The sequence below is a fragment of the Acetomicrobium flavidum genome, assembly GCF_900129645.1.
Lineage (GTDB): Bacteria > Synergistota > Synergistia > Synergistales > Acetomicrobiaceae > Acetomicrobium > Acetomicrobium flavidum.
In genome coordinates this window covers 717,888-744,262 of the sequence record NZ_FSQZ01000001.1, presented here as the reverse complement: position 1 = coordinate 744,262, position 26,375 = coordinate 717,888, and the positions used below count along the sequence as shown (strand labels likewise).

At 49.5% G+C, this 26,375-nt stretch carries 26 protein-coding genes; all 26 read left to right on the top strand.

The genetic code is table 11. The features are described from left to right. Positions 1-90: 90 nt before the first annotated feature. The 26 genes from BUQ78_RS03780 (at position 91) to rpsR (ending at position 26,346) form a co-directional block, all read left to right on the top strand. The gene (locus BUQ78_RS03780) at positions 91-957 is read left to right on the top strand and encodes a 50S ribosomal protein L11 methyltransferase (RefSeq protein WP_074199316.1); all 867 of its coding nucleotides are present in this window, start codon (positions 91-93) and stop codon (positions 955-957) included. Beyond that, positions 929-1,663, top strand: a complete 735-nt coding sequence (locus BUQ78_RS03775; RefSeq protein ID WP_074199315.1) for an RsmE family RNA methyltransferase — start codon at positions 929-931, stop codon at positions 1,661-1,663. Before BUQ78_RS03780 ends, BUQ78_RS03775 begins: the two co-directional genes overlap by 29 nt. Beyond that, a complete protein-coding gene (mtaB, locus tag BUQ78_RS03770; RefSeq protein ID WP_074199314.1) occupies positions 1,660-3,006 on the top strand; it encodes a tRNA (N(6)-L-threonylcarbamoyladenosine(37)-C(2))-methylthiotransferase MtaB in 1,347 nt (448 codons plus the stop codon). The genes BUQ78_RS03775 and mtaB overlap by 4 nt, the downstream gene beginning before the upstream one ends. A gap of 19 nt (positions 3,007-3,025) precedes the next feature. Further along, complete coding sequence (locus tag BUQ78_RS03765) at positions 3,026-4,081, top strand: bis-aminopropyl spermidine synthase family protein (RefSeq protein WP_074199313.1); 1,056 nt, start codon at positions 3,026-3,028, stop codon at positions 4,079-4,081. Between the two features lie 40 nt (positions 4,082-4,121). Next, complete coding sequence (locus BUQ78_RS03760) at positions 4,122-5,708, top strand: Hsp70 family protein (RefSeq protein ID WP_074199312.1); 1,587 nt, start codon at positions 4,122-4,124, stop codon at positions 5,706-5,708. Then, positions 5,705-6,616, top strand: coding sequence for a J domain-containing protein (locus tag BUQ78_RS03755; RefSeq protein ID WP_074199311.1), 912 nt, complete (start codon positions 5,705-5,707; stop codon positions 6,614-6,616). The genes BUQ78_RS03760 and BUQ78_RS03755 overlap by 4 nt, the downstream gene beginning before the upstream one ends. Before the next feature lie 31 nt (positions 6,617-6,647). Next, the gene (locus BUQ78_RS03750) at positions 6,648-6,989 is read left to right on the top strand and encodes a histidine triad nucleotide-binding protein (protein ID WP_074199310.1); all 342 of its coding nucleotides are present in this window, start codon (positions 6,648-6,650) and stop codon (positions 6,987-6,989) included. 32 nt (positions 6,990-7,021) lie between these two features. Next, on the top strand, positions 7,022-7,195 hold the full coding sequence (rpsU, locus tag BUQ78_RS03745) for a 30S ribosomal protein S21 (protein WP_014806249.1): 174 nt from the start codon (positions 7,022-7,024) through the stop codon (positions 7,193-7,195). A gap of 255 nt (positions 7,196-7,450) precedes the next feature. After that, entirely contained in the window at positions 7,451-7,930 is a 480-nt protein-coding gene (gene nrdR, locus BUQ78_RS03740; protein WP_074199309.1) for a transcriptional regulator NrdR, read from the top strand. After that, entirely contained in the window at positions 7,927-10,050 is a 2,124-nt protein-coding gene (gene nrdD / locus BUQ78_RS03735) for an anaerobic ribonucleoside-triphosphate reductase (protein ID WP_074199308.1), read from the top strand. Before nrdR ends, nrdD begins: the two co-directional genes overlap by 4 nt. Next, the gene (locus BUQ78_RS03730; protein ID WP_074199307.1) at positions 10,038-10,727 is read left to right on the top strand and encodes an anaerobic ribonucleoside-triphosphate reductase activating protein; all 690 of its coding nucleotides are present in this window, start codon (positions 10,038-10,040) and stop codon (positions 10,725-10,727) included. Before nrdD ends, BUQ78_RS03730 begins: the two co-directional genes overlap by 13 nt. Before the next feature lie 31 nt (positions 10,728-10,758). After that, the gene (locus BUQ78_RS03725) at positions 10,759-11,940 is read left to right on the top strand and encodes a glycine C-acetyltransferase (RefSeq protein ID WP_074199306.1); all 1,182 of its coding nucleotides are present in this window, start codon (positions 10,759-10,761) and stop codon (positions 11,938-11,940) included. Positions 11,941-12,096: 156 nt separating this feature from the next. Beyond that, positions 12,097-13,239, top strand: coding sequence for an ABC transporter substrate-binding protein (locus BUQ78_RS03720; RefSeq protein WP_074199305.1), 1,143 nt, complete (start codon positions 12,097-12,099; stop codon positions 13,237-13,239). Between the two features lie 89 nt (positions 13,240-13,328). Beyond that, complete coding sequence (locus BUQ78_RS03715; protein WP_074199304.1) at positions 13,329-14,222, top strand: branched-chain amino acid ABC transporter permease; 894 nt, start codon at positions 13,329-13,331, stop codon at positions 14,220-14,222. After that, positions 14,222-15,268, top strand: coding sequence for a branched-chain amino acid ABC transporter permease (locus tag BUQ78_RS03710; protein ID WP_014806256.1), 1,047 nt, complete (start codon positions 14,222-14,224; stop codon positions 15,266-15,268). Before BUQ78_RS03715 ends, BUQ78_RS03710 begins: the two co-directional genes overlap by 1 nt. Beyond that, positions 15,258-16,049, top strand: a complete 792-nt coding sequence (locus BUQ78_RS03705; RefSeq protein WP_074199303.1) for an ABC transporter ATP-binding protein — start codon at positions 15,258-15,260, stop codon at positions 16,047-16,049. The genes BUQ78_RS03710 and BUQ78_RS03705 overlap by 11 nt, the downstream gene beginning before the upstream one ends. Next, entirely contained in the window at positions 16,036-16,740 is a 705-nt protein-coding gene (locus BUQ78_RS03700) for an ABC transporter ATP-binding protein (RefSeq protein WP_014806258.1), read from the top strand. Before BUQ78_RS03705 ends, BUQ78_RS03700 begins: the two co-directional genes overlap by 14 nt. Positions 16,741-16,759: 19 nt before the next feature. Continuing rightward, positions 16,760-17,281 (top strand): CDP-diacylglycerol--glycerol-3-phosphate 3-phosphatidyltransferase, encoded by a 522-nt coding sequence (gene pgsA / locus BUQ78_RS03695; protein WP_041459873.1) that lies wholly within the window; start codon positions 16,760-16,762, stop codon positions 17,279-17,281. A gap of 25 nt (positions 17,282-17,306) precedes the next feature. Then, positions 17,307-18,530: a M20 family metallo-hydrolase gene (locus BUQ78_RS03690; protein ID WP_074199302.1), complete on the top strand. Its 1,224-nt coding sequence runs from the start codon at positions 17,307-17,309 to the stop codon at positions 18,528-18,530. A gap of 123 nt (positions 18,531-18,653) precedes the next feature. Further along, positions 18,654-21,314: a preprotein translocase subunit SecA gene (gene secA / locus BUQ78_RS03685; RefSeq protein WP_074199301.1), complete on the top strand. Its 2,661-nt coding sequence runs from the start codon at positions 18,654-18,656 to the stop codon at positions 21,312-21,314. 3 nt (positions 21,315-21,317) lie between these two features. Then, complete coding sequence (locus BUQ78_RS03680) at positions 21,318-23,180, top strand: hypothetical protein (RefSeq protein WP_074199300.1); 1,863 nt, start codon at positions 21,318-21,320, stop codon at positions 23,178-23,180. Between the two features lie 14 nt (positions 23,181-23,194). Next, positions 23,195-24,871: an arginine--tRNA ligase gene (gene argS / locus BUQ78_RS03675; RefSeq protein ID WP_074199299.1), complete on the top strand. Its 1,677-nt coding sequence runs from the start codon at positions 23,195-23,197 to the stop codon at positions 24,869-24,871. Further along, a complete protein-coding gene (locus BUQ78_RS03670) occupies positions 24,872-25,183 on the top strand; it encodes a septum formation initiator family protein (RefSeq protein ID WP_014806264.1) in 312 nt (103 codons plus the stop codon). It begins immediately after the preceding gene. Positions 25,184-25,310: 127 nt separating this feature from the next. Next, on the top strand, positions 25,311-25,595 hold the full coding sequence (gene rpsF, locus BUQ78_RS03665) for a 30S ribosomal protein S6 (RefSeq protein WP_074199298.1): 285 nt from the start codon (positions 25,311-25,313) through the stop codon (positions 25,593-25,595). A 13-nt stretch (positions 25,596-25,608) separates the two neighbouring features. Then, positions 25,609-26,088 (top strand): single-stranded DNA-binding protein, encoded by a 480-nt coding sequence (locus BUQ78_RS03660; protein WP_014806267.1) that lies wholly within the window; start codon positions 25,609-25,611, stop codon positions 26,086-26,088. A gap of 27 nt (positions 26,089-26,115) precedes the next feature. Further along, positions 26,116-26,346: a 30S ribosomal protein S18 gene (gene rpsR / locus BUQ78_RS03655; protein ID WP_014806268.1), complete on the top strand. Its 231-nt coding sequence runs from the start codon at positions 26,116-26,118 to the stop codon at positions 26,344-26,346. Positions 26,347-26,375 lie beyond the last annotated feature (29 nt).

The window sequence follows — 26,375 nt, the reverse complement described above, 5'->3', positions numbered from 1 at the left end:
CGTCTCACAATCGAATATATTTAATCAAGGGGGGCAAAAGCTCCCCTTGATTGTTCTTATCTAGCTGAACAATGAACGGAGAGGATCTGCGTGAAGGATGAAAGTTATTGGTGGTATATTATTTTGCAAGCCAGGGCTGACCTTGAGGAGGTCTTTTACTATCTAGCCCAGGCTTCAGGCAGCATAGGATCTGAGATATCGATTGACCAAGATGACATTAGGGCAAAGTTGTATTATCGTTCTGACAAAGGCATTGATGAGTGGGTGGAAAGGGTCTTGCCTTTGATCGAGGGGTTTAAGGGTATCAGCGTTTGCGGTACGGGAAAAGAGGAATGGCAACCTTGGCTTAAATGGCATAAGGAGGCCTTCCCTCCTCTGGAGGTAGGGAAGCGCCTGGTGGTCTTGGCTCCCTGGCATAAAGACGAGGTGCCTTCTGGAAGGATTCCCATATATATAGAGCCCGGCAGTGCCTTCGGCACGGGTTATCATGCCAGCACGCAGATCGCGTTGGAGCTCCTTGAAAGGCATTTGAAGCCCGAAAGCAGGGTGTTAGACGTGGGCACCGGCTCCGGAATACTTGCGATAGCTGCATTGAAGCTTGGGGCCTCAAGTGTTGTGGCCAGGGATTTAGACCCAGCGGTAGCAGAAGAGGTAAGAAAAAATGTGATGTTAAATGACATAACGTCGGGACTCAAACTTGAGATCGCCGACGGCACAAAAGGATTCGACGATACAGTGGACTTGGTCATTGCAAATATATTGTATGAGCCTTTGGTGTCAATGCTCGATTCGTTTAAAAGGGTATTAGACGAGGATGGTTTGATAATACTGTCCGGCTTGTTGTTTAAGGAACGCGAACCCTTTGTCAGCGAAATGGGAAGATCCGGTTTTTATGTAGTGGAAGAACTGGTAAAGGAGGATTGGTGGGGTGTCGTTGCCTCGTGCAAGGCTAGATGACGCTCAAAGGCTTTCGGGCGGTATTTGGATCTTGAGCAAGGATGAATCGCATCACCTGGTCCATGTCAGGCGATGCCGCATTGGGGATGAATTTGAGGGTTTGCTTGAGGGTTGCAAGCTGATGCTTGTCATCAAGGGCTATGAGGATGGCAGGGTCATAGCAGAGGAGACGAAGAGCCTTCCTCCAAGCGAGATGAAGATGCGCACCGTCCTTTTGACGGCCTTGGTCAAATCCGGCACCTTTGAGGACATCTTGAACCATGCCACTGAGCTTGGCGTTACTGAAATCGTTCCAATCCTGGCGGAACGTTGCGTGGTCAGGGTTGATGACCGCCTTCCCGCCAAGATGGCGAGGTGGAAGAGGATAATCGAGGAGGCGACCAAGGTCAGCGGCATAGATAGGCCCCCGCTGCTTCATAGACCCTCGAGGCCTATGGATTTAAGGGAAGATATGTTGCCCTCCTTGCGCTTGATTGGTGCCCTAACCGACGACGCCAGGCCCTTGGGGGGCATGAGGATAGATGCAGAAGGAGGGGTTGCCTTCGCCGTAGGGCCCGAGGGCGATTGGACGAAGGAGGAAATCTCCCTGTTTTTGAGGCTGAACTTCATCCCCGTATCGCTTGGGCCAAATATTCTTAGAGCCAACACTGCTGCCGTAGCAGGTTTGTCTTACATAATCTTGAGCGCTGAAGGTGGTTTGTCTTGAAATCGCTAGATGGCTTAAAGGTCAAGGTCAAAAGCCTTGGATGCAGGACCAATATATATGAAACCGAGGCCATCGCCGATTCATTCAGGAAGAAGGGTGCCGTCATAGTCGACGATGGGGATTTTGATGTAGGCATATTGGTAAGCTGTGCAGTCACGGGGACCGCAGAAAAGAAGTGTAGACAGGCACTACGGCATATGAAGAAGGAGTCCCCCAAATCTATGGCAATCCTCTGCGGCTGTTATGTACAGGCCAAGCCAGATGCAGAGTTGTTGTCCTTGGGTGCTGACATTTGCGTCGGCAATCGCCTTAAGGCTGATTTGCCTCGACTCGTGGAGGGCGTGATCAAGGGCGAATTGAAAAGCCCGCTGGTGATGAAGCTTGACGTGTTGCGCCATGAAAAGTGGGACCCTTTGGAGCTGTCTAAAGTGAATTTTCACACCAGATCCTTTGTCAAAATACAGGATGGATGTGATCTTTTTTGTTCCTATTGCATCGTACCTTATTTAAGGGGACGTCCTGTCAGCAGGGATTTGCGGGACGTAATAGCCGAGGTCGAAGGATTGGTCGATCAAGGCTGCCAAGAAGTGGTTTTAACGGGGGTGCACCTGGGGCTTTACGGCAAGGGACATGACTTTGACCTGGCTGATCTGGTGGATGCGCTTTCTAAAGTTAAGGGCTTAAGGAGATTGCGATTTGGCTCCATAGAGCCCTTGGCCTTAAACGACAAGTTGCTTGTTGCCTTGGCCGAGAGCGAGATCTTTTGCCCCCATCTTCATGTGCCGCTTCAAAGCGGCGATGCAAGGATACTGAAGTTGATGAATAGAGGATATAGCCCTGTGGAATTTGCGAGCATTATCTCCAACGTGCGACGTTACCTTGGAGATGATGTCCATGTAAGCACCGATATAATAGTCGGTTTTCCGGGAGAAGACGAGGCAGCCTTCGCTAGTACGTTGAACTTTATACGCGACCTGGGCATAGGAAGGCTTCACGTCTTTCCCTTTTCCCCAAGGAAAGGCACAAGGGCTTACGATATGCCCGGAAGGCTCCAAAAATGCGAGATCGCAAATAGAGTGAATAGGGCTTTGGAGGAAGGTGGCAAGCTTTTGCAGCGGTACGCCAGCATTTGGATGAACAGAAAGGTCGATGTTTTGATTGAACGCTGCAAGGGATCAAAGTTGCTGGGCCTCTCAAGGCATTATCTGGAGACCGAGATAGATTGGGACGCAAAAGGAAAGTTGCCTGAAAGAAACTATAAAGGGCTAGAGTGCAAAGTTTGTGTCGCCGAGGCAAGGCATGGTATCCTATATGGTGCATTATCTGACATAAAAGACTTGTAATCCGAAAGGGGAGTTTAACGTGGATAAAGACGTTTTAGCAAGAGACGTGGCAAATGTCACGAAGATCCCTTGGAATGGCCGAAATGTCGAAAGGGTGCTGTCATCCTTGCTTATCACGGGCGATTTTTGGAACGTGGTCTCTCTAAGTTGCGAGCCCTTGCCTGCCGTGGCGGCCCTCTTGAAGCTTATGGCCGAGGAGGGAATGGTCGCCTTCAGCGAGTATGGCATAAAGCTTACTCAAAGGGGGCGCGATTTCATAGAAAAAGAAGGGGTATCGCCATGGCATCTGCATACCTGTCCACGATGTGAAGGCAGGACCGTTGTCATCGATGATGAGCTTAAAGATGCATTCGATAGGTTTTTGAAGATACAGATAGATAGGCCTGAAGCGATCAGGGATTACGATCAGGGCTACGTAACCCCGGAGACGACCTTTGCCCGCGTTGCGTTGGCGGACAGCAGGGGCGATTTGAGGGGTAAAAGTATCATTGTGTTGGGCGACGACGATCTTGTCGGCATAGCCTTAGGCCTGACGGGGCTAGCAAGACGAGTTGTGGTATTAGAACTGGACGAGCGATTGATAAATTTTGAGCGAGAAATATCGTCAAAGTACGGCCTTTCGATAGATGTGATGGCACACGACTTAAGAAAACCCTTGCCACAGGAGATGCTTGGCAATTTTGATGTCTTCTTTTGCGATCCTCCTGAGACCGTAGAGGCCTTCGATGCATTTGTCGGCAGAGGGATAATAGCCTTAAAGGGCGAGGGCGGCTCTGGCTATTTCGGGATCACTCATGCCGAAAGTTCCTTTCACAAATGGCGTGCCCTCGAGATGAAATTGCTTCAAAGGGGATTGGTGATCACCGATATCATCCATGACTTTAACGTATATATGAATTGGGAATACGTCCAGGAGATGCTTGCGTGGGACCTGGCGCCCGTTAAGCAGGCTCCTATTCAGAATTGGTACAAATCGGCCATGGTGAGAGTCGAAATGGTCGAAAGGCTTGAGATGCCCAACGAGGACTTGACGGATCGTGATATATATAATGACGCAGAAAGCTCAACCATCTAGGCATAAGGATAGATTTTTGCCCAAAAGGAGCTGAACTCCTGTGGGGAATGCTTTTGTGGGGATCGATCTTGGGACCCGATACTCAATCCTTGCCTGCGTCGATGATGATGGGCCAAAGGTCATCAAAAACCGATGGGGAAGGGAAAGGACGCCCTCCTTTGTGGCTTGCGATCGAGGAAGCCTTTGGGCGGGAGAGGATGCTTTGTCCATTGCCTGTGCTTTCCCGCAAAAATCCTGTTGTGATCTTAAGCGTCGTCTTGGCTCATCAGAGAAAATTTATTTGAAAGACATGTCCTTTAAGCCCGAGGAACTGCTTCGGGTGCTTTTGCTCTACCTTAGAGAGGATTGCGAGGCATATTTAAGGGAACTAGTCAAGGGATGTTGTGTTGCCGTGCCGTCCTCCTTCGATTTTAGACAGAGGGAGACCATAAAGACTGCTGCACAGATGGCAGGCTTTGAAGCCGTCAAGTTGGTAAATGAACCCACAGCGGTAGTCCTTTCCGCAAATGTCGAGGGAAGTATTTTAGTCTTTGACTTTGGGGCAGGTGCCATAGACATTTCGGCCGTGGAAAAAGAGGGAGATATATGCCATGTGCTCGAAAACGCTGGCATGGATCAATTTGGCGGGATGGACTTGGACCGCGAGGTAGCTTTTTATCTCTGGAGGCTGGTCAAGGCAGAAGGCGATCCAAAGGCGGACCCCAGGTGGCCCTTGCTTTTAATGGAGGCCGAGAATATTCGTGAGGCCTTGTCCTTTGCCGATTCGGTGGATTGGTGGCCCAGGGCAAGCGGGCTTGGTTTCGGGGAAAATGTATCGTTGACAATTCATCGAGATGAGATAGAGGAGATAATTTCTCCGCTCGTCAAGCCTGCCATCGATCTGGCCAAGGAGATTTGGGATAGGTACAATTGCCAAAAGCTTCTTTTGGCTGGAGGTTGCACGCGCATGCCCTTGATACGTCGATCCTTGGGAGATGCCGTGGCCGAGCCGCCAAAGGTTCGAGCCTGTACCGATGAAGCTGTAGCCGTCGGGGCTGCACTTCTGGGAGGAAAGAAGGGCAAACTCCTAGTCGATACGTTGTCATGCGATCTGGCAATGGAGACCGCTGACGGAGGCCTGTCCGTAATCGCTCCCAGGGGAACGCCGCTTCCCCTGAGGATGAAGAAGCGTTTCATGGTAGTGGGCACTGGAAGGATCGAAAGCGAGGTCTTGCAGATTAAGGATGGCCCAGATGGCCCGTCAAGGGAGACCTTATGTCCCGTGTTCATTGAGGGTGCCAAATCCGGCGATGTGGTTGTCGTTGCCCTTTCCGTAGATGCCGGAGGTCTTTTAACGGTCGAGATATCTGGCGATGAAGGCGAGTTGTTCGTAAGCCGCACCCTAAACGTCCTGGATCGCTCATCCGAAGGGCAAATTTTCAATGAGCGCAGCCGCAAGCTTGAAGAGCTTGAAAGGAAATTTGCTCGTTATTCATACCTCTTCGATGCGGATTTGGAATGCAGGGTAACCCAGCTCTTTGAGTACGTGAAATGTCTGCAGTGGTCCGATGATGAGCTTTGGAAAGATGCCTTCTCGGTCTTGGAGCTTGCGTCCGACAGGATCGCCAGGGCGGTGAAATATCGATGAAATCGCTGGAGGCCAGCTACGAAATTTTGGGCCTTCAACCTGGCGCAGGCTTTGAAGACGTCAAGAAGGCATTTCGAAGGAAAGCGCTTCTTTATCATCCCGACGTCGCAGGAGAGGGATGTTCTCTTCAATTTCAACAGATCAATGAAGCCTATGCGGTGCTTAAGCGCGCCTTAATTGACAGGTTTGTAGTTAATGCCCCTTCCTTAGATTCTGCTAGGGCTGCTGCGCAGGCAAGGGAACTTTTTATAAAAAGGGAGATCGAAAACATATTGCAGGAAGCGCAAAGGCAGTTGTCGGAGCTCATAAAGACCATGGGCAATGACGTTGAGGTAGGGCTATCCGATGTCTTATTACGCCTTCAAAGCAGACATCCCGTGGTGAGGTTCGTTGCTGCCTGCCATCTGGGGAAAATGAAGTGGGATGTAAGCTTTATGGATGAGTTGATGGGTAACATCTCAAAGATAGCCCTAGACGATGTGGTGCTGGAACCGCTGCTTGAATTTTTGGGAAAAGCTCCCGCTCACTTTCAAAGTAAGGTCATGGCCCAAATTGCAAAGGGCGCAAAGGACCTTGAAGAAGAAGCCTGCATTAAGCTGCTTTATTGGGGCAAAAGGCTTAGGTGGGAGACAAAAACTTTGTTGCCCTTTTTAACTCACGACTCTAACCGCGTAGTGGCTATCGCCCTGTCCATGTTGCCCTCCGCTGATGACGTCCCTCTAATGGTCCTCATGTCGTTGATCGAAAGAAATGACGAAGAGATACTGGTGCCCCTGTTGAAGAAAATGCGCACCAACAGAAATTTATGTTATTTGCGGGGAAGGATAAGGGAGCTGGCTAGAAGTCATCCTTCTTTAGGGGTTCGAGCTTGGGCAAAGTGGCTTGTAGGCGACGCAAATGTAGGGTAAAATGGGCTAAAAGCTTTTGGAGGAATAGCTGTTGGAGAGGGATTGTGTGTTTTGTAAGATCATAAACGGCGAAATAAAGGGCGATGTCGTATATGAGAACGAAGACATCATTGCAATTAGGGATATAGCGCCGCAGGCGCCGCATCACTATTTGATAATTCCTAAAGTGCATACTCCGACCTCTCAAGATGTGAAAGATCCTTCCCTTTGGGGAAACCTCATGAGCGCCGTTAATGTGGTTGCCGAGCGAATGGGGTTGGCAGACTTAGGTTACAGGGTAGTCATAAATTGCGGGAGCCAGGCGTGTCAGAGCATATTTCACCTTCATATTCACTTGCTTTCTGGACGCAGATTTGGATGGCCCCCCGGTTAAAGTTGCCATGAGAAGCGAAAGGGGGGAGAGAGATGACAACGGTTTACAGAAGGGAAAATGAGTCCATTGACGATACCTTGCGCCGCTTTAAAAGAGAGGTTAAGAAGGTTGGTGTGCTGCGGGATGCCAGAAAACATGAACATTACGAAAAGCCGAGCGAGATAAGAAAGAAGAAGAAGATGAGCCCCAAAAGGCATCGAGGATAGCTCTAAGTCCCCATAAAGTTTAAGTCGGTACTTGAACAACAGGGCTTAAGGGAAAGACGGCAAAGCGTCTTTCCCTTATTTTTTGCCTAAATATCATGGTCTCATGCCGTATCAATATGCCCGCATGCCCATTGAGCCCCAGGGACCAAAAATAGGGGCATATTTAAGCTGAAAGACCTCTATGTCCTCTTGGATGGCGGTTACACTATATATAGTAATGGTCACGACTATATACCACATAGGTAGGGTGAAAAGATGCGTTGCCCTAAGTGTAATTATGAGGACAGTAGGGTAATAGAGACCAGGGCAGTGGAGGATGGCAGCGTCATCCGAAGGAGAAGGGAATGCCCGAAGTGCGGACGGCGATTCACCACCTACGAACGAATGGAGAGGAACAAAGTCCTTTTGGTGGTCAAGAAAGATGGTCGAAGGGAAGCCTTTGACCGGCAAAAGGTCCTTAAGGGCATGATACGTGCCTGCGAAAAGCTTCCCGTATCCCTGGAGGCCCTGGAAAACGCAGTTTCTTCGATAGAGGAGGAGCTTTATTCGTTGGGCGTTGGCGAGGTATCCAGTGCCTCAATTGGCGAGATGGTGGCAAATCGCTTGAAGGACATTCATCATGTGGCTTACGTCAGGTTTGCATCTGTATATCGTGAGTTTACTGACCTAAAAAATTTTATCGATGAGATATCCAAGCTTTTGGAGAAAAAAGAAGGAGGTAAGGACCAGCGATGACTTCGCTTACTAAATCAGGTTCTTCTTATGAAACGGGGATAGGCGGACAACGATTTTTGTTCGATCGGCCGGAATCTACTGACTTGGCTTTAATGGTTGAGGCTCACTCCAAGGATGAATGTAGCCCTTGGGATGCGGGCAGGATTAGAGATGCCCTGATCAGGGAGGCGGGCGTAAATCCGGAAGTTGCCTTTTCTATAGCTGCCGAAATTGAGGAAGAGGTAATTCGCTGCGGCAAAGATAGGATTACCACTTCGATAATAAGGGAGATGGCAAACGCCAAGCTCTTTCAAAGAGGGCTTGACGTTTATCTGGTAGACCATTCCAAGGTGGGAATTCCTGTTTACGACCTTGAAATAATGATGTTTTCGCCCAATAGAGAAAACAGCAATACTTCCTACAACCCCGAGTCCATAAATTTGACCATAGCCGAAAGGATCATAAAGGATTACGCCTTGAGCAAGCTCTTTTCTCCTGATGTAGCGCGTGCTCACCTGGAAGGCGACATTCATCTTCATGACCTTGGAATGGTCATAAGGCCTTATTGCAGCGGACAAAGCCCTGCTTATGTCGCCAAATTTGGGTTGAACTTGCCTTCCATAACCAGCGTCTCCTCCCCGGCCAAGCATCCGGATGTTTTGCTAGCCCATATGCTTAAGATGACGTCGGTGTTACAGAACAACTTTGCAGGTGCCATAGGCTGGGATGCCGTGAACATGTTTTTTGCGCCCTATCTTGAGGGCTTAAGCGACGGGGAGATGCGCCAATTGGCCCAAATGCTGATATTTGAGTTCAATCAATTGGCAGGTGGAAGGGGAGGGCAAGTCGCTTTCACTGACATAAACCTCTACTTTGAGATTCCTAAGCATTTCCGAGACGTACCGGCCATAGGGCCCGGAGGCAAGTTTACGGGCAAGACTTACGGCGATTATGCAGCCATATCCAAGCGCTTTTTACGCGCCCTCTTTGAGGTTTACCTCGAGGGGGACAGCAGGTCGCAGCCCTTCTTTTTCCCCAAACCGCTGCTTCATATAACCGATGCCTTTTTCGAGGAAGAGGGGTGGGAGGAGATGCTTGAGCTGGCCTGCCTCGTGGCATCGAAGAAGGGCAACACCTATTTTGTCTTCGACAGGGGCGGCGTTACGAAGTTGAGCGAATGCTGTCGTCTTTCCTTCGAGCTCACGGAAGAAGACTTGCAGGAGGCCAAAACCCCCTGGAAGATGAGATATTCTGCCCTGCAGAACGTTACCATAAATTTGCCCCGAGTTGCCTACAGATCCCAAGGCGACCTGCAAACCTTCTTTGGATTGCTCGAGGAGCTCATGGAGCTGGCATTCAAGGCCCATGTCCAAAAAAGAAGCTTTATTCAGAGCTTACTCGACCTGAAGGAGAAAGGTCCACTGTCCGTGCTGACCGTCGCTTATGACGGCGAAAACTATCTCAGGATGGAAAAGACAAGCCATCTCATAGGGCTTTTGGGCTTAAACGAAACTGTGCGGGTACTGAAAGGAAAAGAACTTCATGAAGGAGCCGAAGCGGAGGAGCTGGGGCTTGCCATTGTTAAATTCATGGAACTTAAGTGTCAGGAATTGACCGAACGGGCAGGATTTAAGGTGGTGCTTGAGCAGACTCCCGCCGAAAGTACGGCTCACAGGTTTGCCAGGTTGGACTTAAACAAATTTCCCATGGCGGCGGATGTGGTCAAGGGCAACGTGAAAAGAAACGAGGTCTTTTATACCAACAGCACCCATATACCCTACGAAGCGGAAGTCGATCCCATAGACAGGGTGATTAAGGAGGGGCTTTATCATCCCTCCATAAAGGCCGGTGCCATTACCCATATATGGATGGGCGAACACGAACCGGATGCCGGGGCATTGGCCTCCTTCGTGCGAAAGGTGTTCCTGCATTCCCAAAACGCTCAAGTCGCATTTAGCCCTGAATTTACCATATGCAACGACTGCGGCAGGGTTGAAAGGGGATTGAGGCCTTCTTGCGGCAAATGCCATTCTTCTAACGTCGATGGCGTGACTAGGATAACGGGGTATTTTACCAAAATCTCCTCCTGGAATGCCGGCAAAAGGGCCGAGCTTGAAAGCAGAAAGAGATGGTCGCTTTGAGTTTAAGGGCTGGAGACATAGGAAGTTACATACCCTCGTCGTTCATAGATTGGGAAGGGCATGTATCGGCAGTGCTGTTCTTAACGGGATGTAACTTCAGCTGTCCCTTTTGCCATAACGGATACCTGGTCAAGGGAAGCCCGGCTGCTTTAAATGAGGATCTTGTCATAGAGCATATAATTTCGAGAGCGGTATTTTTGGACGGCGTCGTGATAAGTGGCGGTGAGCCGACGCTTAACCCGAACAAGTTAAAGGGGCTTTTGTTGCGTTTCAAGGAGATGGGATTACCGGTAAAGCTTGACACCAACGGGAGCAATCCCCTTGCATTGGAGGAGCTTTTGTCCGAGGGCTTGCTGAATGCCGTAGCAATGGATATAAAGGCTCCTTGGGATAAGTACGATATGCTTTGTGGCTGCGATGTAGATGTGTCCTTGATTAAGCGATCCCTTAATATGCTGTTAAATTGTCGTCTGGAGGTGGAATTTCGTACCACATTTGTTCCTGCGCTCCTGGATTACGACGATCTCCATGTCATTCGAGGATATCTCGGGGAAGGTGCCCGTTGGGCGATCCAACGCTTTAATCCGGAGAAAGCCATGGACGAGAATTTAAGGAGGACCAATGGACCTGAGAGTGAAATTTTGCGCGAAAAGTTTCCAGGTGTTATCATAAGATAAAGCATAACGATCTCAGGGAGGGATTTCAGGGATGTCGTCCAAGATGAAGTTCGTCGATGAAGAACTTAAACGCCTAAAGGATGAAGGTCTGTATGTGAACATAAGGGTCATAGAGAGTCCTCAGGGTCCGTGGGTACAGATCGAGGGAAGGCGTGTTTTAAACTTGTGCTCGAACAATTACTTAGGCCTTTGTAGCGATCCTCGTCTGTGCGCGAAGGCGAAGGAGTATATCGATAAATACGGCGTTGGCCCGGGCGCCGTCCGTACAATAGCCGGCACCATGTCGATACACATAGAGCTTGAGAAAAAATTAGCCGCTTTTAAGGGTGCCGAAGCTGCAATAGTGGTTCAGTCGGGATTTTGCGCTAACCTTTCGGCCATTCCGCCGCTGGTTGGAAAGGATGACCTCATATTCAGCGATGAGCTGAATCATGCTTCCATAATCGACGGCTGCAGGCTGAGCCGTGCCGAGATAGTGAGATATGCCCATTGCGACGTTAAAGATCTCGAGGCCAAGCTCAAGGAATATGCCGGAAGGAACTGTAGAAAGCTGATAGTCACTGACGGCGTCTTTTCCATGGATGGAGACATAGCTCCGTTGCCCGAGATAGTGGATCTGGCCGATAAATACGGTGCCATGGTCATGGTGGATGACGCTCACGGTGAAGGCGTGCTCGGGCGCGGCGGCAGAGGCATAGTGGACCACTTCGGCTTGGGCGATAGGGTTGACGTGGAGGTCGGGACTCTTTCTAAGGCCTTTGGCGTCGTTGGAGGGTTTGTCGCCGGAAGCGCCTCCCTTGTCGAATACCTGCGGCAAAAGGCACGTCCCAACCTCTTTAGCAGCGCTCTCACGGTACCCGACGTAGCGGCCAACATTGCTGCAGTCGATATACTTGAGGAAAGTGATGACCTGGTTAAGAAGCTATGGGAAAACGGCAATTATCTAAAGCAATGCTTAAAAGAAAGAGGCTTCGACATCGGGAGATCCCAGACGCCCATAACGCCCATCATGGTTGGCGATGCCAACAAGGCAAAGGAGTTCAGCTTGAAGCTTTTCGATGAGGGCATATTCATACAGTCCATTGCCTACCCGACGGTTCCCTTAGGCAAGGCGAGGCTGCGTGCCATGGTCTCAGCGGCGCACAGTAGAAAAGATTTGGACTTCGCCGTGGATAAATTTACCAAAGTTGGCAAAGTCCTTGGAATAATTTAAGAATATCACGGCATAAAGCGCTGATAAAAGGGGTCCTCTAGTGAGGATCCCTTTTATTTTTAGTGGTCCGCTTTCCTTGTAGATTGTGTTTGTATATAATAGTGACAAGTGGAAATGTTTCATGTATTACACTTCAAGATTGAGGGAGGGGTTTGGATGAAAGGGTTGATGCGTCTTATTATCATTGGGTTGGTTTTGGCGGTCTGCGGAACCATGGCCTATGCTGCTGAAGATGTGATCAAGATCGGGGTTTATGAGCCGCTTACCGGTCAGAATGCCTTCGGCGGACAGCTGACAGTCGAGGGCATTCAACTGGCCCATGAGCAGGCACCCACTGTGCTGGGCAAAAAGGTAGAATTGGTCATCGTGGACAACAAATCCGATAAGGTGGAGGCCGCAAACGCCGTCAAACGCCTCATTGAAAGGGATAAAGTTGTCGCTATCATCGGAAGCTATGGTTCATCCCTGTGCATGGCCGGGGGCGAGGTTGCCGAGCAATATGGCATTCCCTGCATCACTGATTCTGCGACTAACCCGTTGGTAACACAGGGCAAGAAGTACTATTTCCGCATGTGCTTCATCGATCCCTTCCAAGGAGCTGCCGCAGCCAGATATGCCTATAATACCTTGGGGGTCAGAAAGGCTGCCATATTGAAGGACGTAGCTCAGGACTACTGTGTCGGACTTGCTGCCTTCTTCAAGAAGGCCTTTTTGGATTTGGGCGGAGAGGTAGTAGCAGACCTCAACTATCAATCCGGTGACCAGGACTTCACCGCTCAGCTGACCGAAATTATAAGCAAGGGTCCGCAACTTCTTTACATACCTTCCTACTTTGCCGAAGGGGCCATAATCATGAAGCAAGCCAGGGAATTGGGCGGCAAGTTTCATATTATGGGCGGAGATGCCATGGACAACCCCGACATGATCAAGATAGGCGGAGAGGCGGTAGAAGGCTTCATCTACACGACTTTCCCCTACGCTCCAGAGATGCCCGACATGAACCCCATAGCCAAGGAATTTACCAAGGCCTTCAGGGAAAAATTTAAAAAGGAACCCAACGCAAATGCTGCCTTGGGGTATGACTGCTATATGTTGATCGTCGACTGCATAAAGAGGGCAGGGAAAGCTGACCCTGAAGCCATAAGGGAACAACTGGAAAAGACGAAGGATTGGGTGGGCGTCACCGGTTCCACCACGATTGACGAAAATCACAACGCAATTAAGGCCGTAGGAATCAAGATGGTGAAAAATGGCCAGCAGGTATACGTTGCTACAGTTCCGCCCGAAACCGGCAAGTGAGGTCTTTAAAGGGAGGAGCTAAAAATTAAAAAAGGGGGAGCCGTGCCTCCCCCTGCTTTTTAAGGTTTCCTGCGAAAGGGAGGAAAGATATGTCCTATCAAATGTTCATCCAGCACTTCCTAAATGCCCTCACCCTTGGGAGCTTGTATGCCTTGATCGCCATAGGTTATTCAATGGTCTACGGCATTTTAAGGCTTATAAACTTTGCACACGGCGAGATCTTCATGTTGGGGGCATACTTCGTGTTCTGGGGAACCACTCTTTTGCATCTGCCATGGCTTATAGCGGTCCCGGCAGCCATTGTCGTTACGGCCTTTTGCGGGGTCTTGGTGGACAGATGCGCTTACAGGCCTCTGAGGGACGCCCCTAGGATCTCGGCGCTCATAAGTGCTATCGGAGTCTCCTTCTTCTTGCAAAACTTCGCAATTGTAGTCTTTTCTGCCATACCCAGGCCCGTCTATCGGCCGGAATGGCTCGTAACGCCAATATTGATACGGGGAGTACATTTTTTACCCCTCACCCTGGTAGTTCCCTTCATATCCTTTGCTTTAATGTTGGTGGTGCTTTTCGTCGTCTACAAGACTAAGCCCGGCCTTGCCATGCGCGCCATATCCAAGGACATAGAGACCAGCCGTTTGATGGGCGTCTCCGTGGACCAGGTGATAGCCATCACCTTCATGATCGGATCGGCCTTGGCCGCAGCTTCTGGCATCATGTGGTCGCTTCGGTACCCTCAGGTACATCCGATGATGGGTATGATCCCGGGATTTAAGGCCTTTATTGCAGCAGTGGTAGGCGGCATTGGCTCAATACAAGGTGCAGTTATCGGAGGAATGTTGCTTGGTTTCGTGGAGATAATGATAGTGGCCTTTTTCCCTAATTTGTCGGGATTTAAGGATGCCTTTGCCTTTATCCTTTTGATATTCCTGTTGTTATTGAGGCCGACAGGCATAATGGGTGAACGATTGGAGGAGAAGGTGTGATGTCTTCATCGCGCAATGTCCCGTTGAACCTATTGGCCGTAGCCGTGTTGGGGTTGTTTTTATGGTGGGCTGAAAACAGCCTTACCGGCTATCAGGTTCAGATAATAAATTTAATTGCCATAAATACCATATTGGCCCTGGGGCTTAATCTTATCTACGGTTTTGGAGGTATGTTTTCCTTGGGTCATGCAGGATTTATGGCTATAGGAGCTTACACTTGTGCGCTTTTGATACTGCCACCCCTCCAAAAGCAGATGATATTCATATTGCAACCTCTCAGGTGGCCATTTTCCGTGATGCACGCGCCCTTTTTGGTGGCAGTCCTTTTGGGCGGGTTGGTGGCCGCGATCTTCAGTATCTTGGTGGGCATTCCGATTTTAAGGCTTGGCGGAGACTACCTTGGCATAGCTACGTTGGGGTTCGCCGAAATAGTAAGGGTAGTAGCAAACAACATACCAAGCGTGACCAATGGAGCACTTGGCTTAAAGGGCATTCCGCCCTATGCAAATATCTGGTGGAATTACGGTTTCTTAATTATAATATTGTATTCTATGATCAAGTTGATCAATAGCAATTACGGTAACGTCCTTAAAGCAATAAGGGATGACGAAATAGCGGCTAAGGCCATGGGTATCGATGTATTCAAGTATAAAATTCAAGCCTTTGCCATGGGCTCTTTTCTGGCGGGCCTTGGCGGAGCGCTGCAGGCGAGCTTCATAACGACCATAGACCCCAAGATGTACATGTTTACCTTAACCTTCAATGTCCTCATGATGGTGGTAGCTGGAGGGCTTGGGTCCATAACGGGCACGTGCATAGCAAGTGCTTTGATCACCGTATTGCTGGAATGGCTCAGGATAGTTGAAAATCCGCTGGATTTGGGCCCCATTCACATACCGGGAATACCCGGCATGAGGATGGTCATATTTTCCCTTGCCCTGATCTTCATAATATTGTTTAGGCGCGAAGGCATAATGGGCATGCGGGAGATCACCTGGGACGGCATCATTGGCTTTCTTGGGAGGGCAAAAAGGCATGCAGAATGACTCGATATTAAAATTAGAGGGCCTTACGATGACCTTTGGCGGTTTAACTGCCGTGAAAGACCTTTCCATAAACGTGCCCAAAGGTTCCATAGTTGGTTTAATAGGGCCGAACGGAGCCGGCAAAACGACCGTGTTTAATGTGATAACAGGGTTTTACGAGCCAACGGCAGGCAGGGTCCTTTTCAAGGGAATGGACATATCGGGCAAAAGCCCCCACGAAATATGTTCTTTGGGCATAGCCCGTACCTTTCAAAATATCAGGCTTTTCGGCAACGAGACGGTGCTTCAAAACGTGATGGTAGCCTGTAACGTCAGGGTGCCCGTTAGATGGTGGGAACCGCCGCTATCGCTCCCGTTAACCCGCAGCAAAGAAAGGACCATAAGGAGCAAGGCTATGGATCTGTTAAAAAAGGTCGGGCTAGAACACCTTGCCGACGAAATTGCCACATCTTTACCTTACGGCCAGCAGAGGCGCCTGGAGATAGCGCGTGCCCTGGCGACCGATCCAGAGCTGCTTTTGCTGGATGAGCCCGCTGCCGGGATGAATCCAAAGGAGACTCACGCCCTGATGGATTTTATAAGGGCCATAAGGGATTTGTTCGGCTTAACCATAATGCTCATAGAGCACGATATGCGCGTGGTCATGGGAATATGTGAGCACATTTGGGTATTGGATTATGGCCTGTTAATAGCTGAAGGCCCTCCTTCCTTCATTCAGTCGAACAAAAGGGTCATTGAAGCTTACCTTGGAGAGGAGTATGCTCGTTATGTTGACAATTAAGGATCTCCACGTTTATTACGGAGGCATTCACGCCATAAAGGGCATATCCATCGAGGTGCCGGATGGGGCCATAGTTACGCTGATCGGGGCAAATGGGGCGGGAAAGAGCAGCACTTTAAGGGCAATAGCCGGCCTTATAAAACAAAAAAGCGGGACCATCATCTTTAACGGCGAAGACATATCAAGGCTGTCTCCGGAGAAGATAGTGGAAAGGGGAATCGTTTTGGTTCCGGAGGGCAGAAGGATCTTCCCCAACCTGACCGTAATGGAAAACCTAATGTTAGGGGCATATTTAAGGAGCGACGATGAGGGGATAAAGAAAGACCTAGAATGGGTCTTCAATCTTTTTCCCCGACTTAAGGAGAGGGTATGGCAAAGGGGCGGGACCCTGTCTGGTGGAGAACAGCAGATGCTTGCCCTGGGGAGGGCATTGATGGGCAGCCCCCATCTGGTAATGATGGATGAGCCATCATTGGGACTTGCGCCGATCCTCGTCAAAGAAGTATTTGATATAATAAAAGAAATAAATGCTCAGGGGAAGACGATCTTGCTCGTCGAACAGAATGCTTTCGCTGCTTTGAACATTGCTCACTATGCTTACGTCCTGGAGGTAGGCGAGGTAGTGCTGGAAGGACCGGGCGGCGAGCTGATACGAAATCCCCAGGTAAGGGAGGCATATTTAGGTGTCTGAGGAGCCTGCTACCACTAAGATGGGCAGCATGAATCTGCCGAATGCGTTAAGCCTTTCAAGGGTGTTTCTGGTCCCTTTGATGTTGGTGTTCTTGAGCCTGGAGGTAAAATATGGCGACGTCTTGGCGGGAATAGTATTCATCGTAGCTGCCTTTACGGATATGGCCGACGGATATATCGCCAGAAAGCATGGGATGGTCACCAACCTTGGCAAGTTCATCGATCCTTTGGCCGACAAAATTTTAGTCATGGCAGCGTTGGTAGCCTTAGTAGAACTTCAGAGGTTGCCTGCATGGATAGTCGTTGTAATCGTATCAAGGGAATTCATCGTTACGGGCCTGCGGATGGTTGCAGCGGCCGAAGGCGTGGTCATTGCCGCATCCAAGGGAGGCAAGGCCAAGACCGTAAGCCAGATAATCGCCATCTTCATGATGCTTTTTGGCATTCCGGGCGGAATGGCCATGATGTGGATCGCCATGATCTTGACGATCTGGTCGGGGATGGATTACCTCATAAAGGGCAAAGAATTCTTGCTTAAGTAATAGAGCTTGAAGGGAGATTTTCTTGTTGAGTAAAGAAGTTGCGGGTGTTTTGGACTCCATGCGTGATGACATGGTGCAGTTGCTCTGTAATTTGATATCGATACCTGCCATTTCGCCAGATAGCGGAGGTAGGGGCGAGGCCGAGAAGGCGGCTTTTTTAAGCCAACAGATCAGAGCGCTCGGCCTCGGGTTTCCGGAACGCTTCGATGCCAGCGATCCAAGGGCTGAGGGGGGACTTAGGCCCAACATAGCGGTTCGTATGCCTGGCAGATCGGCTGAGCGCCTTTGGATAGTAACACATATGGACGTGGTGCCCGAGGGAGACAGATCTCTATGGGAAACTGACCCCTTTGTACCGGTTGTCAGGGATGGCAAAGTGTACGGTCGCGGGTCCAACGATAATGGACAGGAAATTGTTGCCTCTATATTTGCTGCCTATGCCATTAAAAGGCTAAACTTGACGCCTGCAAGGGAAATATGCCTTTGCTTTGTGGCAGACGAAGAGATGGGGAGCCGTTACGGCATCCAGTACCTTTTGAAGAATGGCCTCTTTGCGCCGCAGGACCTGGTTGTAGTTCCCGATGGCGGTACCGAAAAGGGAGACTTCATAGAGGTAGCGGAAAAATCGATACTTTGGTTTAACGTGAAGGTCTTTGGAAGGCAGGTCCATGCCAGTAAGCCTCACGAGGGATTAAACGCCTGTAGGGTAGCAAATGAGCTTTCTGTCGATCTGGACAGGGCTTTACACAAGGCCTTTCCGGATCAGGACAAACTTTTTGAGCCTTCCATTTCCACATTCGAGCCCACAAAGAGAGAGGCTAACGTTGCTAACGTCAATACAGTGCCCGGCAAGGAGGTCTTTGCCTTCGATTGTCGCATCCTTCCCGGAGTCCCCTTAGACGACGTGCTAAGGGTGATAGGTGAGACGTGCAGGCGTAAAGCCGAAGAAAGCGCTGCCCTGATAGAACTTGATATCCTGCAGAGAAACGATGCTGCACCCCCTACGAGCGCGGATGCTCCGGTGGTAAAATTATTGAACAAAGCCGTATCTGATGTGTTAAGCGTAAATCCCCTAATTGGGGGGATTGGAGGAGGTACATGTGCGGCCTTCTTCAGATCCCAAGGGATTCCGGCTGCCGTGTGGGCTCAGGAGGCAGACGTGGCGCACATGCCTAATGAATATGCCGTGATAGAGCACATCGTGAACGAAGCAAAGGTGTTTGCGTATATGATGCTTTCTGACCTGTGAGCTTTAGGTTCAAGCATAACAAACACTAAAGATAATATCAAATAGGGGATTTTGTTCCTTAGGTCAAAAGGCGGATCCCCTTATTTGTGTTTTTCGGATATCCTATGTCTTGAGGTGAAGGGTATGTTTGACGGTTTAAAGAAGATGCTGGGACTTGATGCGAACGACAGGGCGCTCAAGAGATATTCCCAAATAGTAAATGAAGTCAATGATTTGGAAGAAAGCATCGCCATTTTGAGCGATGAAGACCTGGTTCGAGAGATCAATTATATACGTAAAAACGTGTCAGAAAACGGTCAGCCCTTAGATGAAGTGATGTGCAGGGTGTTTGCCATAGTTAGGGAAGCAGCGCGTCGAAGCTTAGGCATGCGGCACTTCGACGTGCAAATCATGGGGGCTATAGCTTTGCACGAGGGAAAGATCGCCGAAATGAAGACCGGCGAGGGAAAGACCTTGGTGGCCACGATGCCCGTAGTTTTGAACGCACTGGAAGGCAAGGGCGTTCATGTCGTAACTGTGAACGATTATTTGGCCAAACGTGATGCAGAGTGGATGGGAAAGGTCTACCGCTTTTTGGGATTGTCCGTTGGGGTCATTAATCCCTTCATGAGCGCGGAAGAAAGACGAAAGGCCTATGAAGCTGACGTTACCTACGGCACCAACAGCGAGTTCGGATTTGATTATTTAAGGGATAATATGGCCATATCGCCACAGCAGTTGGTACAGAGGGGGCATCACTACGCCATAGTGGACGAGGTCGATTCCATCCTGATAGATGAAGCCAGAACGCCTCTTATAATATCGGGCCCCTCTGAGGATTCAATTGAGCCCTACAAAATTGCCGACAAAATTGCAAGGTCTTTGACTTTGAACGAGGACTTCGAGCTGGACGAGAAGGAAAAAAACGTAGCTCTTACTGAGGCCGGGATAAGGCATTGCGAGAAAATCCTGGGGATTGACGATATCTACGCCGAGGTAGAGACCTCCGAACTGCTTCACAAGATAGTTCAAGCTCTAAAGGCGCGATATCTCTTTAAAAAAGACGTGCATTATGTGGTAAAGGACGGAGAAGTAATAATAGTTGACGAGTTCACGGGAAGGCTGATGTACGGTCGACGTTACTCAGATGGCCTGCATCAGGCGATAGAGGCCAAGGAAGGAGTGCGCATAGGCAGGGAAAACCAGACGCTGGCCACTATCACTCTGCAAAATTACTTTAGAATGTACCATAAATTAGCAGGCATGACGGGTACCGCCGCCACCGAAGCTGAGGAGTTCAAGGAGATATACGGCCTGGAAGTTGTCGTCATCCCTACCCATAAACCCATGATTCGCCAGGATATGCCCGATGTAATTTACAAGACAAAGCGCGAAAAGTTTGCTGCAGTCGCTGATGAAATCAAGGAATGTTACGAAAGAAGGCAGCCTGTCTTGGTGGGCACGACGTCTATAGAGAATTCGGAAAAATTGAGCAAGCTGCTAGCGGCTCGTCGCATACCCCATCAGGTCTTGAACGCGAAATATCACGAAAAAGAGGCCAAGATCATCGCCCAGGCCGGACGCATAGGTGCCGTTACCGTTGCTACCAATATGGCAGGAAGGGGTACCGACATATTGCTGGGGGGCAATCCTGAGTTCCTTGCCTTGGAGGAAGCCCAAAAGAGAGGGATAGACGTCGAAAGCGACAAGGAAGCCTACGGCAATTTGCTTGAGGAATTTAAGAAGTTATGTGAAGAAGAACACGAAAAGGTCGTCGCATTGGGTGGCCTTCACGTGATAGGCACGGAAAGGCACGAATCCAGGAGGATAGATAACCAACTTCGTGGGCGCAGCGGCCGCCAGGGTGACCCGGGATCTTCCAGGTTTTACCTTTCCCTGGAAGACGACCTGCTTCGCCTCTTTGGGTCAGACAAAATACAGGGGATAATGGAAAAGCTGGGCATGAAGGAAGGGGAGGCCATAGACCATCCTCTCTTGAGCAGGGCTATCGAATCGGCTCAAAAGAAGGTGGAACAATATCATTTCGATATAAGAAAGCAGTTATTGCAATATGACAGCGTGATGAATCAACAGAGGATGGCCATATATGATGAAAGAAAGCGAATCCTTTTGTCCGATGATCTCATTGAACACACGTGGCAGATCATAACCGATGCCCTTGACGGAGTGTTGGAGGAGCATTTCCCCGATGAGGGTGAAGCTGACCCCAATGGCGCTATCATAAAAATTAAAACCTTGTTCAGCGGCAGGATTGCAGAGTGTTTATCTGGCGTGGATGACAGGGCTTTACTGCCTGAGGCGCGCGACAAGATGATAGCGCTGTTAAAGGAAGAGTTTGATGCCAAGGTCGAGGAACTTGGACTTGAGCTTGCAAACAACATTTTCAAGATGATATTGTTGCGCGTGCTTGATGCCCACTGGAAAGAACATCTCCTTGCCATGGATGAGCTTCGCAGGGGCATAGGTCTTAGGGCGCTGGGGCAAAAGGACCCCTTGCTCGAGTACCAGTTCGAGTCATATAACCTCTTCCAGCAGATGCTCGGTAGCATCCGAGAGGGGGTTGCAAGGTTGGCCTTAAAGGTTTCCGTGGCACATGAGGAAAAAAGGCCCATGCCTGTAACATTGAGCAGGGATTTGGTTATGGCAGGCGCTGCGAGGGCATCTCATTCGAACGACAGGGCAAACATCGATACGGCAAAGAAAGTTCAAAAAGTTGGACGCAACGACCCTTGTCCCTGCGGGAGCGGAAAGAAGTACAAATACTGCTGTGGAAGGAATGCGTAAATCATGCGGGTCATCCCTAGACATAAGAGGATATCGTCCAGGGCAATTTTTCTTTTTCTGCTGATGTTAAGCGCATCAATTTTTACCGCGGTCTCAGCTGAGGCCGAGGATGATTCTTTGGCGCTGATAAGACAATATGTGCAACAGGTACCCCCCCTCACGGCATACGGAAGGGATGTGGGGGCGATGGTATGGCACAGAAGCCAAGAGTATAAAATGCTTGCAGACGGTACATTGATAGAGACCGCGAGGTGGTTAATCTACTCGGAATCGCCCCTTTGCGATCAGTTAGGCAGCTGGAAAATTCCTTACGCAGGGAACGAGAAGCTTGAGATCACGGAAGCCGCGATTTACGATCCCGTGGAGTTCAAGTTAATTGCCACCCTTTCTCCTAGGAGAGTGAATAGCCAGGGCATATCTTGGTATGAGATCGATATTCCTCCTTTGGATGTACCCCATGTTCTTTCGCTCTGTTATAGGAAGGAATGTCCCGATAAATGGAACGTTGACGACGTCGTTCCAATAGATCTTGATCTGCCCCAGTGGAGGGTAGTCGTAACTGTAAGCGTGCCGCACAATTCCTCCCTTTCATGGGCTTTTGGGGGGAATGCCAAGGCTGAGCCAAAGCTGACAGGGGGCGTCGAGGACACCTATCTATGGGAGTTCATCAACCGTCCTGCATTAGATGGGTTTGACTTAATGAATGATGAGGCCAACTGCATTGCCTTCAGCATGCGAAGCGGCTGGATCAACGTCATCAAGCCGTTGGAGGATTGGGCTGCTAGCCTACGCTCCGTAGTTCCGGAGGCGGTAAACAGGGCCTTAAATAGAGGAGATAGGTCAAAAAGCGGCAGAGAAATACTGGAGTGGGCCAAGGGCAAAAATCTGCTCATCGATGGTCCCGAACTTTATAACTTAAGGCGAAACGCCGAGTCTATGCCCAAAGAGGGGCCCTGGACTGCATGGGAGAGGAACGTATTGCTCGCCAACTGGCTTTCTGCGGCCGGATGGGATGTGCGCATCAACTGGTTGCCGATGTTCATTCCGAAGGAAAACGTCCCTGGGACGCCGAATCTGATATCAAGGCCGGTGCTTGAAGTTAAGATGCCCGGAAGCAGTTCGTACAAGTTTTTGGATTTAGGCAGCTCCTTAACGGAGGGCAATTTGATCCCCGATTCCCTATGGGGCAGGACGTTATGTTACTATGACGGTACGGATATAAAGTTCAAACAGCTGAGCATCGGCAACGTGGCAGATCATAGGTTAAGATCCAAATGGAATTTGCAGTTGCATGATTCGGGCAAGGTCGATGGAACCCTGGAGCTGACATTTACCGGTGCCTGGCCCCATGTAATATTTGGCAAAGATGGCGAATTTTCCAAGGTGTCGTCCATTGTCCATTTATATCCGTCGCAATTAAGCGTCGAATGGGAGGACGTTAAAGTTTCCGTTAAATCAAATGAAATTACCATGACGTATCCGGTTAGCGGTTTGCTTGGTATTGCTGATAGCGATCGAATGCTCCTTAGGACGCCATCCATCACCTTTGATGGCTTAAGCGTATTGAACAACTTGGATGTGGGATCGAAGTTGCGCTTTCCCTTCCTGATCGAAGAGGTTTCGACCATACGATTGCCTCAAGGCCACCAAGTTCTTTCGATGCCGTTGCTGTCATCTAAACTGAATGGCAAAATCAAGTGGGAACAGTCTGTTGACGAAAAAAGTCGTGGTAGAATTGTGGAAGCTAAATGGAGATTTTTAGTAGACGAAACTTCCATGGATGAGGAAGCCTTCTCTTCATTGCGCGCTGGCCTTAAGGCGTTACAACAATGGAACAATATGGCTATTCCCATTCGCAAAAGATGACGGAGGGTGGATCGATGACTGACGTTGAGTCCTTTATAAGAAATCTTATATCTCAAGCAATACGCTCGACAGCTGAGGACGAGGGCCTTGCCGTTCCTGAGGGGATGGAAGTGATAATAGAAAGACCCCGTCGGGAGAATCAGGGCGATTATGCCACAAATGTGGCTATGCTCCTTTCCCGTCATTGGGGCATAAAGCCCAGGGATGTGGCCGCCAAGATAGTCTCGCATATAGACAAAGGCGATTATGTCGATAAAGTTGAGATAGCCGGCCCGGGTTTTATAAACTTTTTCCTTTCAGATGCATGGATGGCGAACCTCATAAAGGAGATACTTCGCAAGGGCAACGACTATGGCAAGGCCGATGTGGGGAAGGGCAAGAAGGCCCAGGTCGAATTCGTCAGCGCCAACCCTACGGGGCCATTGCACATAGGCCACGGTAGAGGCGCTGTCGTGGGAGATGTAACGGCAAGCGTCTTGTCCTTTGCCGGGTGGTATGTGGAAAGGGAATATTACATCAACGATGCCGGCCTTCAAATGAAGATGCTTGGCAAATCTGTCCAATCTAGATATTTCGAGATCCTTGGCAGGCCTGAAGAAGCGCCTTTTCCGGAGGATGGCTATAAAGGTGACTACATTTACGAGATAGCCCAAGAGATCATAGACAGGGAAGGAGATAAGTTCCTGCATGTCCCGCTGGATGAGTCCTTGGGATACTTCAAGGACTTTGCCGTCAAGGTAATACTGGATGGAATAAAGAGGGATTTGGAAGATTTTCGCGTTAGATTTGACGTTTGGTTTTCGGAAAAATCCCTGTATGAGCGGGGCCTCATCGAAGAGATGGTGAATTTTCTTAAAGAAAGAGGGCTTGCCTATGAAAAGGATGGGGCCATATGGTATAGGTCGACGCAATTTGGCGATGAAAAGGACAGGGTATTGATCAGGTCCACGGGAGAGCCTACATATTTTGCCTCAGATGTGGCCTATCATAAGGACAAGTTTGATAGAGGCTTCGACCTTGTCATAGACGTTTGGGGTGCCGACCATCACGGATATGTCCCTCGCATGAAGGCTGCCGTTCAGGCCCTTGGCAAATCTCCCGATGCACTGCAGATCCTTTTGATCCAGTTTGTGAGCCTGATTAAGGATGGGAAAATGGTTCCCATGTCCACCAGGTCAGGCCAGTTTGTGACCCTGCGGGAAATCATGGACGAGGTTGGCGTAGATGCAATGCGCTACTTTTTCTTGATGCGAAAGTGCGACTCTCACCTAGACTTCGACATAGACCTGGCAAAGAGCGCATCTACCGATAACCCCGTTTATTACGTTCAATATGCCAGCGCAAGGATACACAGCATATTTAAGGAGGCAGCTTCAAGGGGCATTGATATGGCTGACCCGGAAAAGGTCGACTTCTCCGTGCTTGTCACCGAGGAAGAGAAGGCGCTTGTCAAATGTCTTGCCCGCTTCCCCGAAGAAATACTAAAGGCTGCCAATGAACTGGCCCCGCACATAATCGTCTACTATGTTTACGATTTGGCCAAGGCGTTTCATTCCTTCTATAATGCCCATAGGGTTTTGGGAGAAGAAAGACCTTTGACGGATGCCAGGTTGCTTTTGGTGCGTGCGGTCCAGATCGTATTGCTTAACGTCTTGCAGCTCCTGAAGATCAATGCCCCAGAAGCGATGTAGATGTTTAGGCTTAGGTGGATTGCGGTAACGCTTTTTTCGTTGATGATTTTTTTGATACTGCTTAACGGCTATACCCGTGAGCTTAAAAAGCTCAATGAGCTGTCCCGTTGTATTGACGAGCGGGTTCAGACTTTGGTCCGCTTGAGGTTGGACATATATGATAAGAACGAAAAGATTGCCTACTATAGCACGCCCGAGGGTATAGCCAGGCTGGCACGTCAGGAATTCAACCTTGTCCTTCCGGGTGAGAGGATATACATTTTAAAATATTTCGAACCAGAGGAAGACGGAAAGGACAATCCGCTCAATTGAGCCTAAGATTAACCGAATATATATTGTTAAATTTGGCATTTCCGCTTATAATGCTTTATCGCTGGTATCCCTATCCCCTTTTTGGTAAGGGGATCTTTAAAGGCCAAAGGGAGGAGGTGTTAATGATATGCGACCTTACGAATTGATGGTGCTAATCCATCCCGATACGGAGGAAGTCAAAGCTCAAGTCGATGAGATATCGGAAGTGATCAAGGGCTTAGGGGGGGAATTTTTAAAGGCGGACATATGGGGCAAGAGGAGATTGGCTTACCCCGTAAACAAGCAGATCGAAGGCTATTATGCCTTGCTCGACTTTAACCTTGAGCCCTCCAAGATAAGTGAGATCGATCGACTGTTGAAGCTGCGCGATCGGGTTTTGAGGCATCTGATAGTGCGCCTCGATGAGGAATAGGAGAAGATGATAAATGGCACGCGGTTATAACAGGATAATTTTGATGGGCAACCTCGCTCGTGATCCTGAGATTAGATATACTGCCTCCAAACAGGCTGTGGCAAGGCTCACGGTGGCTGTTGGCCGCAGCTGGAAGGATCACGAGGGCAACCAGCAGGATCATACGGATTTTATCCCTGTGGTGGTATGGGGCAACCAGGCCGAAAATTGCGAGAAATATCTGCGTAAGGGCCGTCCCGTGCTGGTTGAGGGACGTCTTCAGGTCAGAAATTACCAAACCCAGAGCGGAGAGAAGCGCTGGGTGACCGAGGTGGTAGCCCAAAGCGTAGTGTTCTTGGGCAGCGGTTCCCGCGAATCACAGGATTTGGATTACGGTGGATTTAAGGAACCTGCTTCTAGCATAGGGAGCCTGAGGGATGAGTTTCCGGAAGAATTTCCGACCGATATATCCGATGTAAATGACGAAGGAGAAGAGGCCGACATCCCATTTTAGCGTTTCCAAAAAGGAGGTTAAATGCATATGGCGGAATTTAAGCGTCGTAAACGTCGCCCAAAGGTGTGTACCTTTTGTGCGAATAAAGTAGAGCATGTTGATTACAAAAACGTCGAGCAGCTTAAGAAGTTTTTGACCGAAAGGGGAAAGATACTGCCTCATAGGGTGACGGGAAATTGTGCCAAACACCAAAGGCAGCTTGCCAGGGCCATCAAGCGGGCTAGGTTTATGGCCCTGCTTCCTTTCACGGTAGAATAGCATAGTTTCTTAAACGATCATATTGGCGA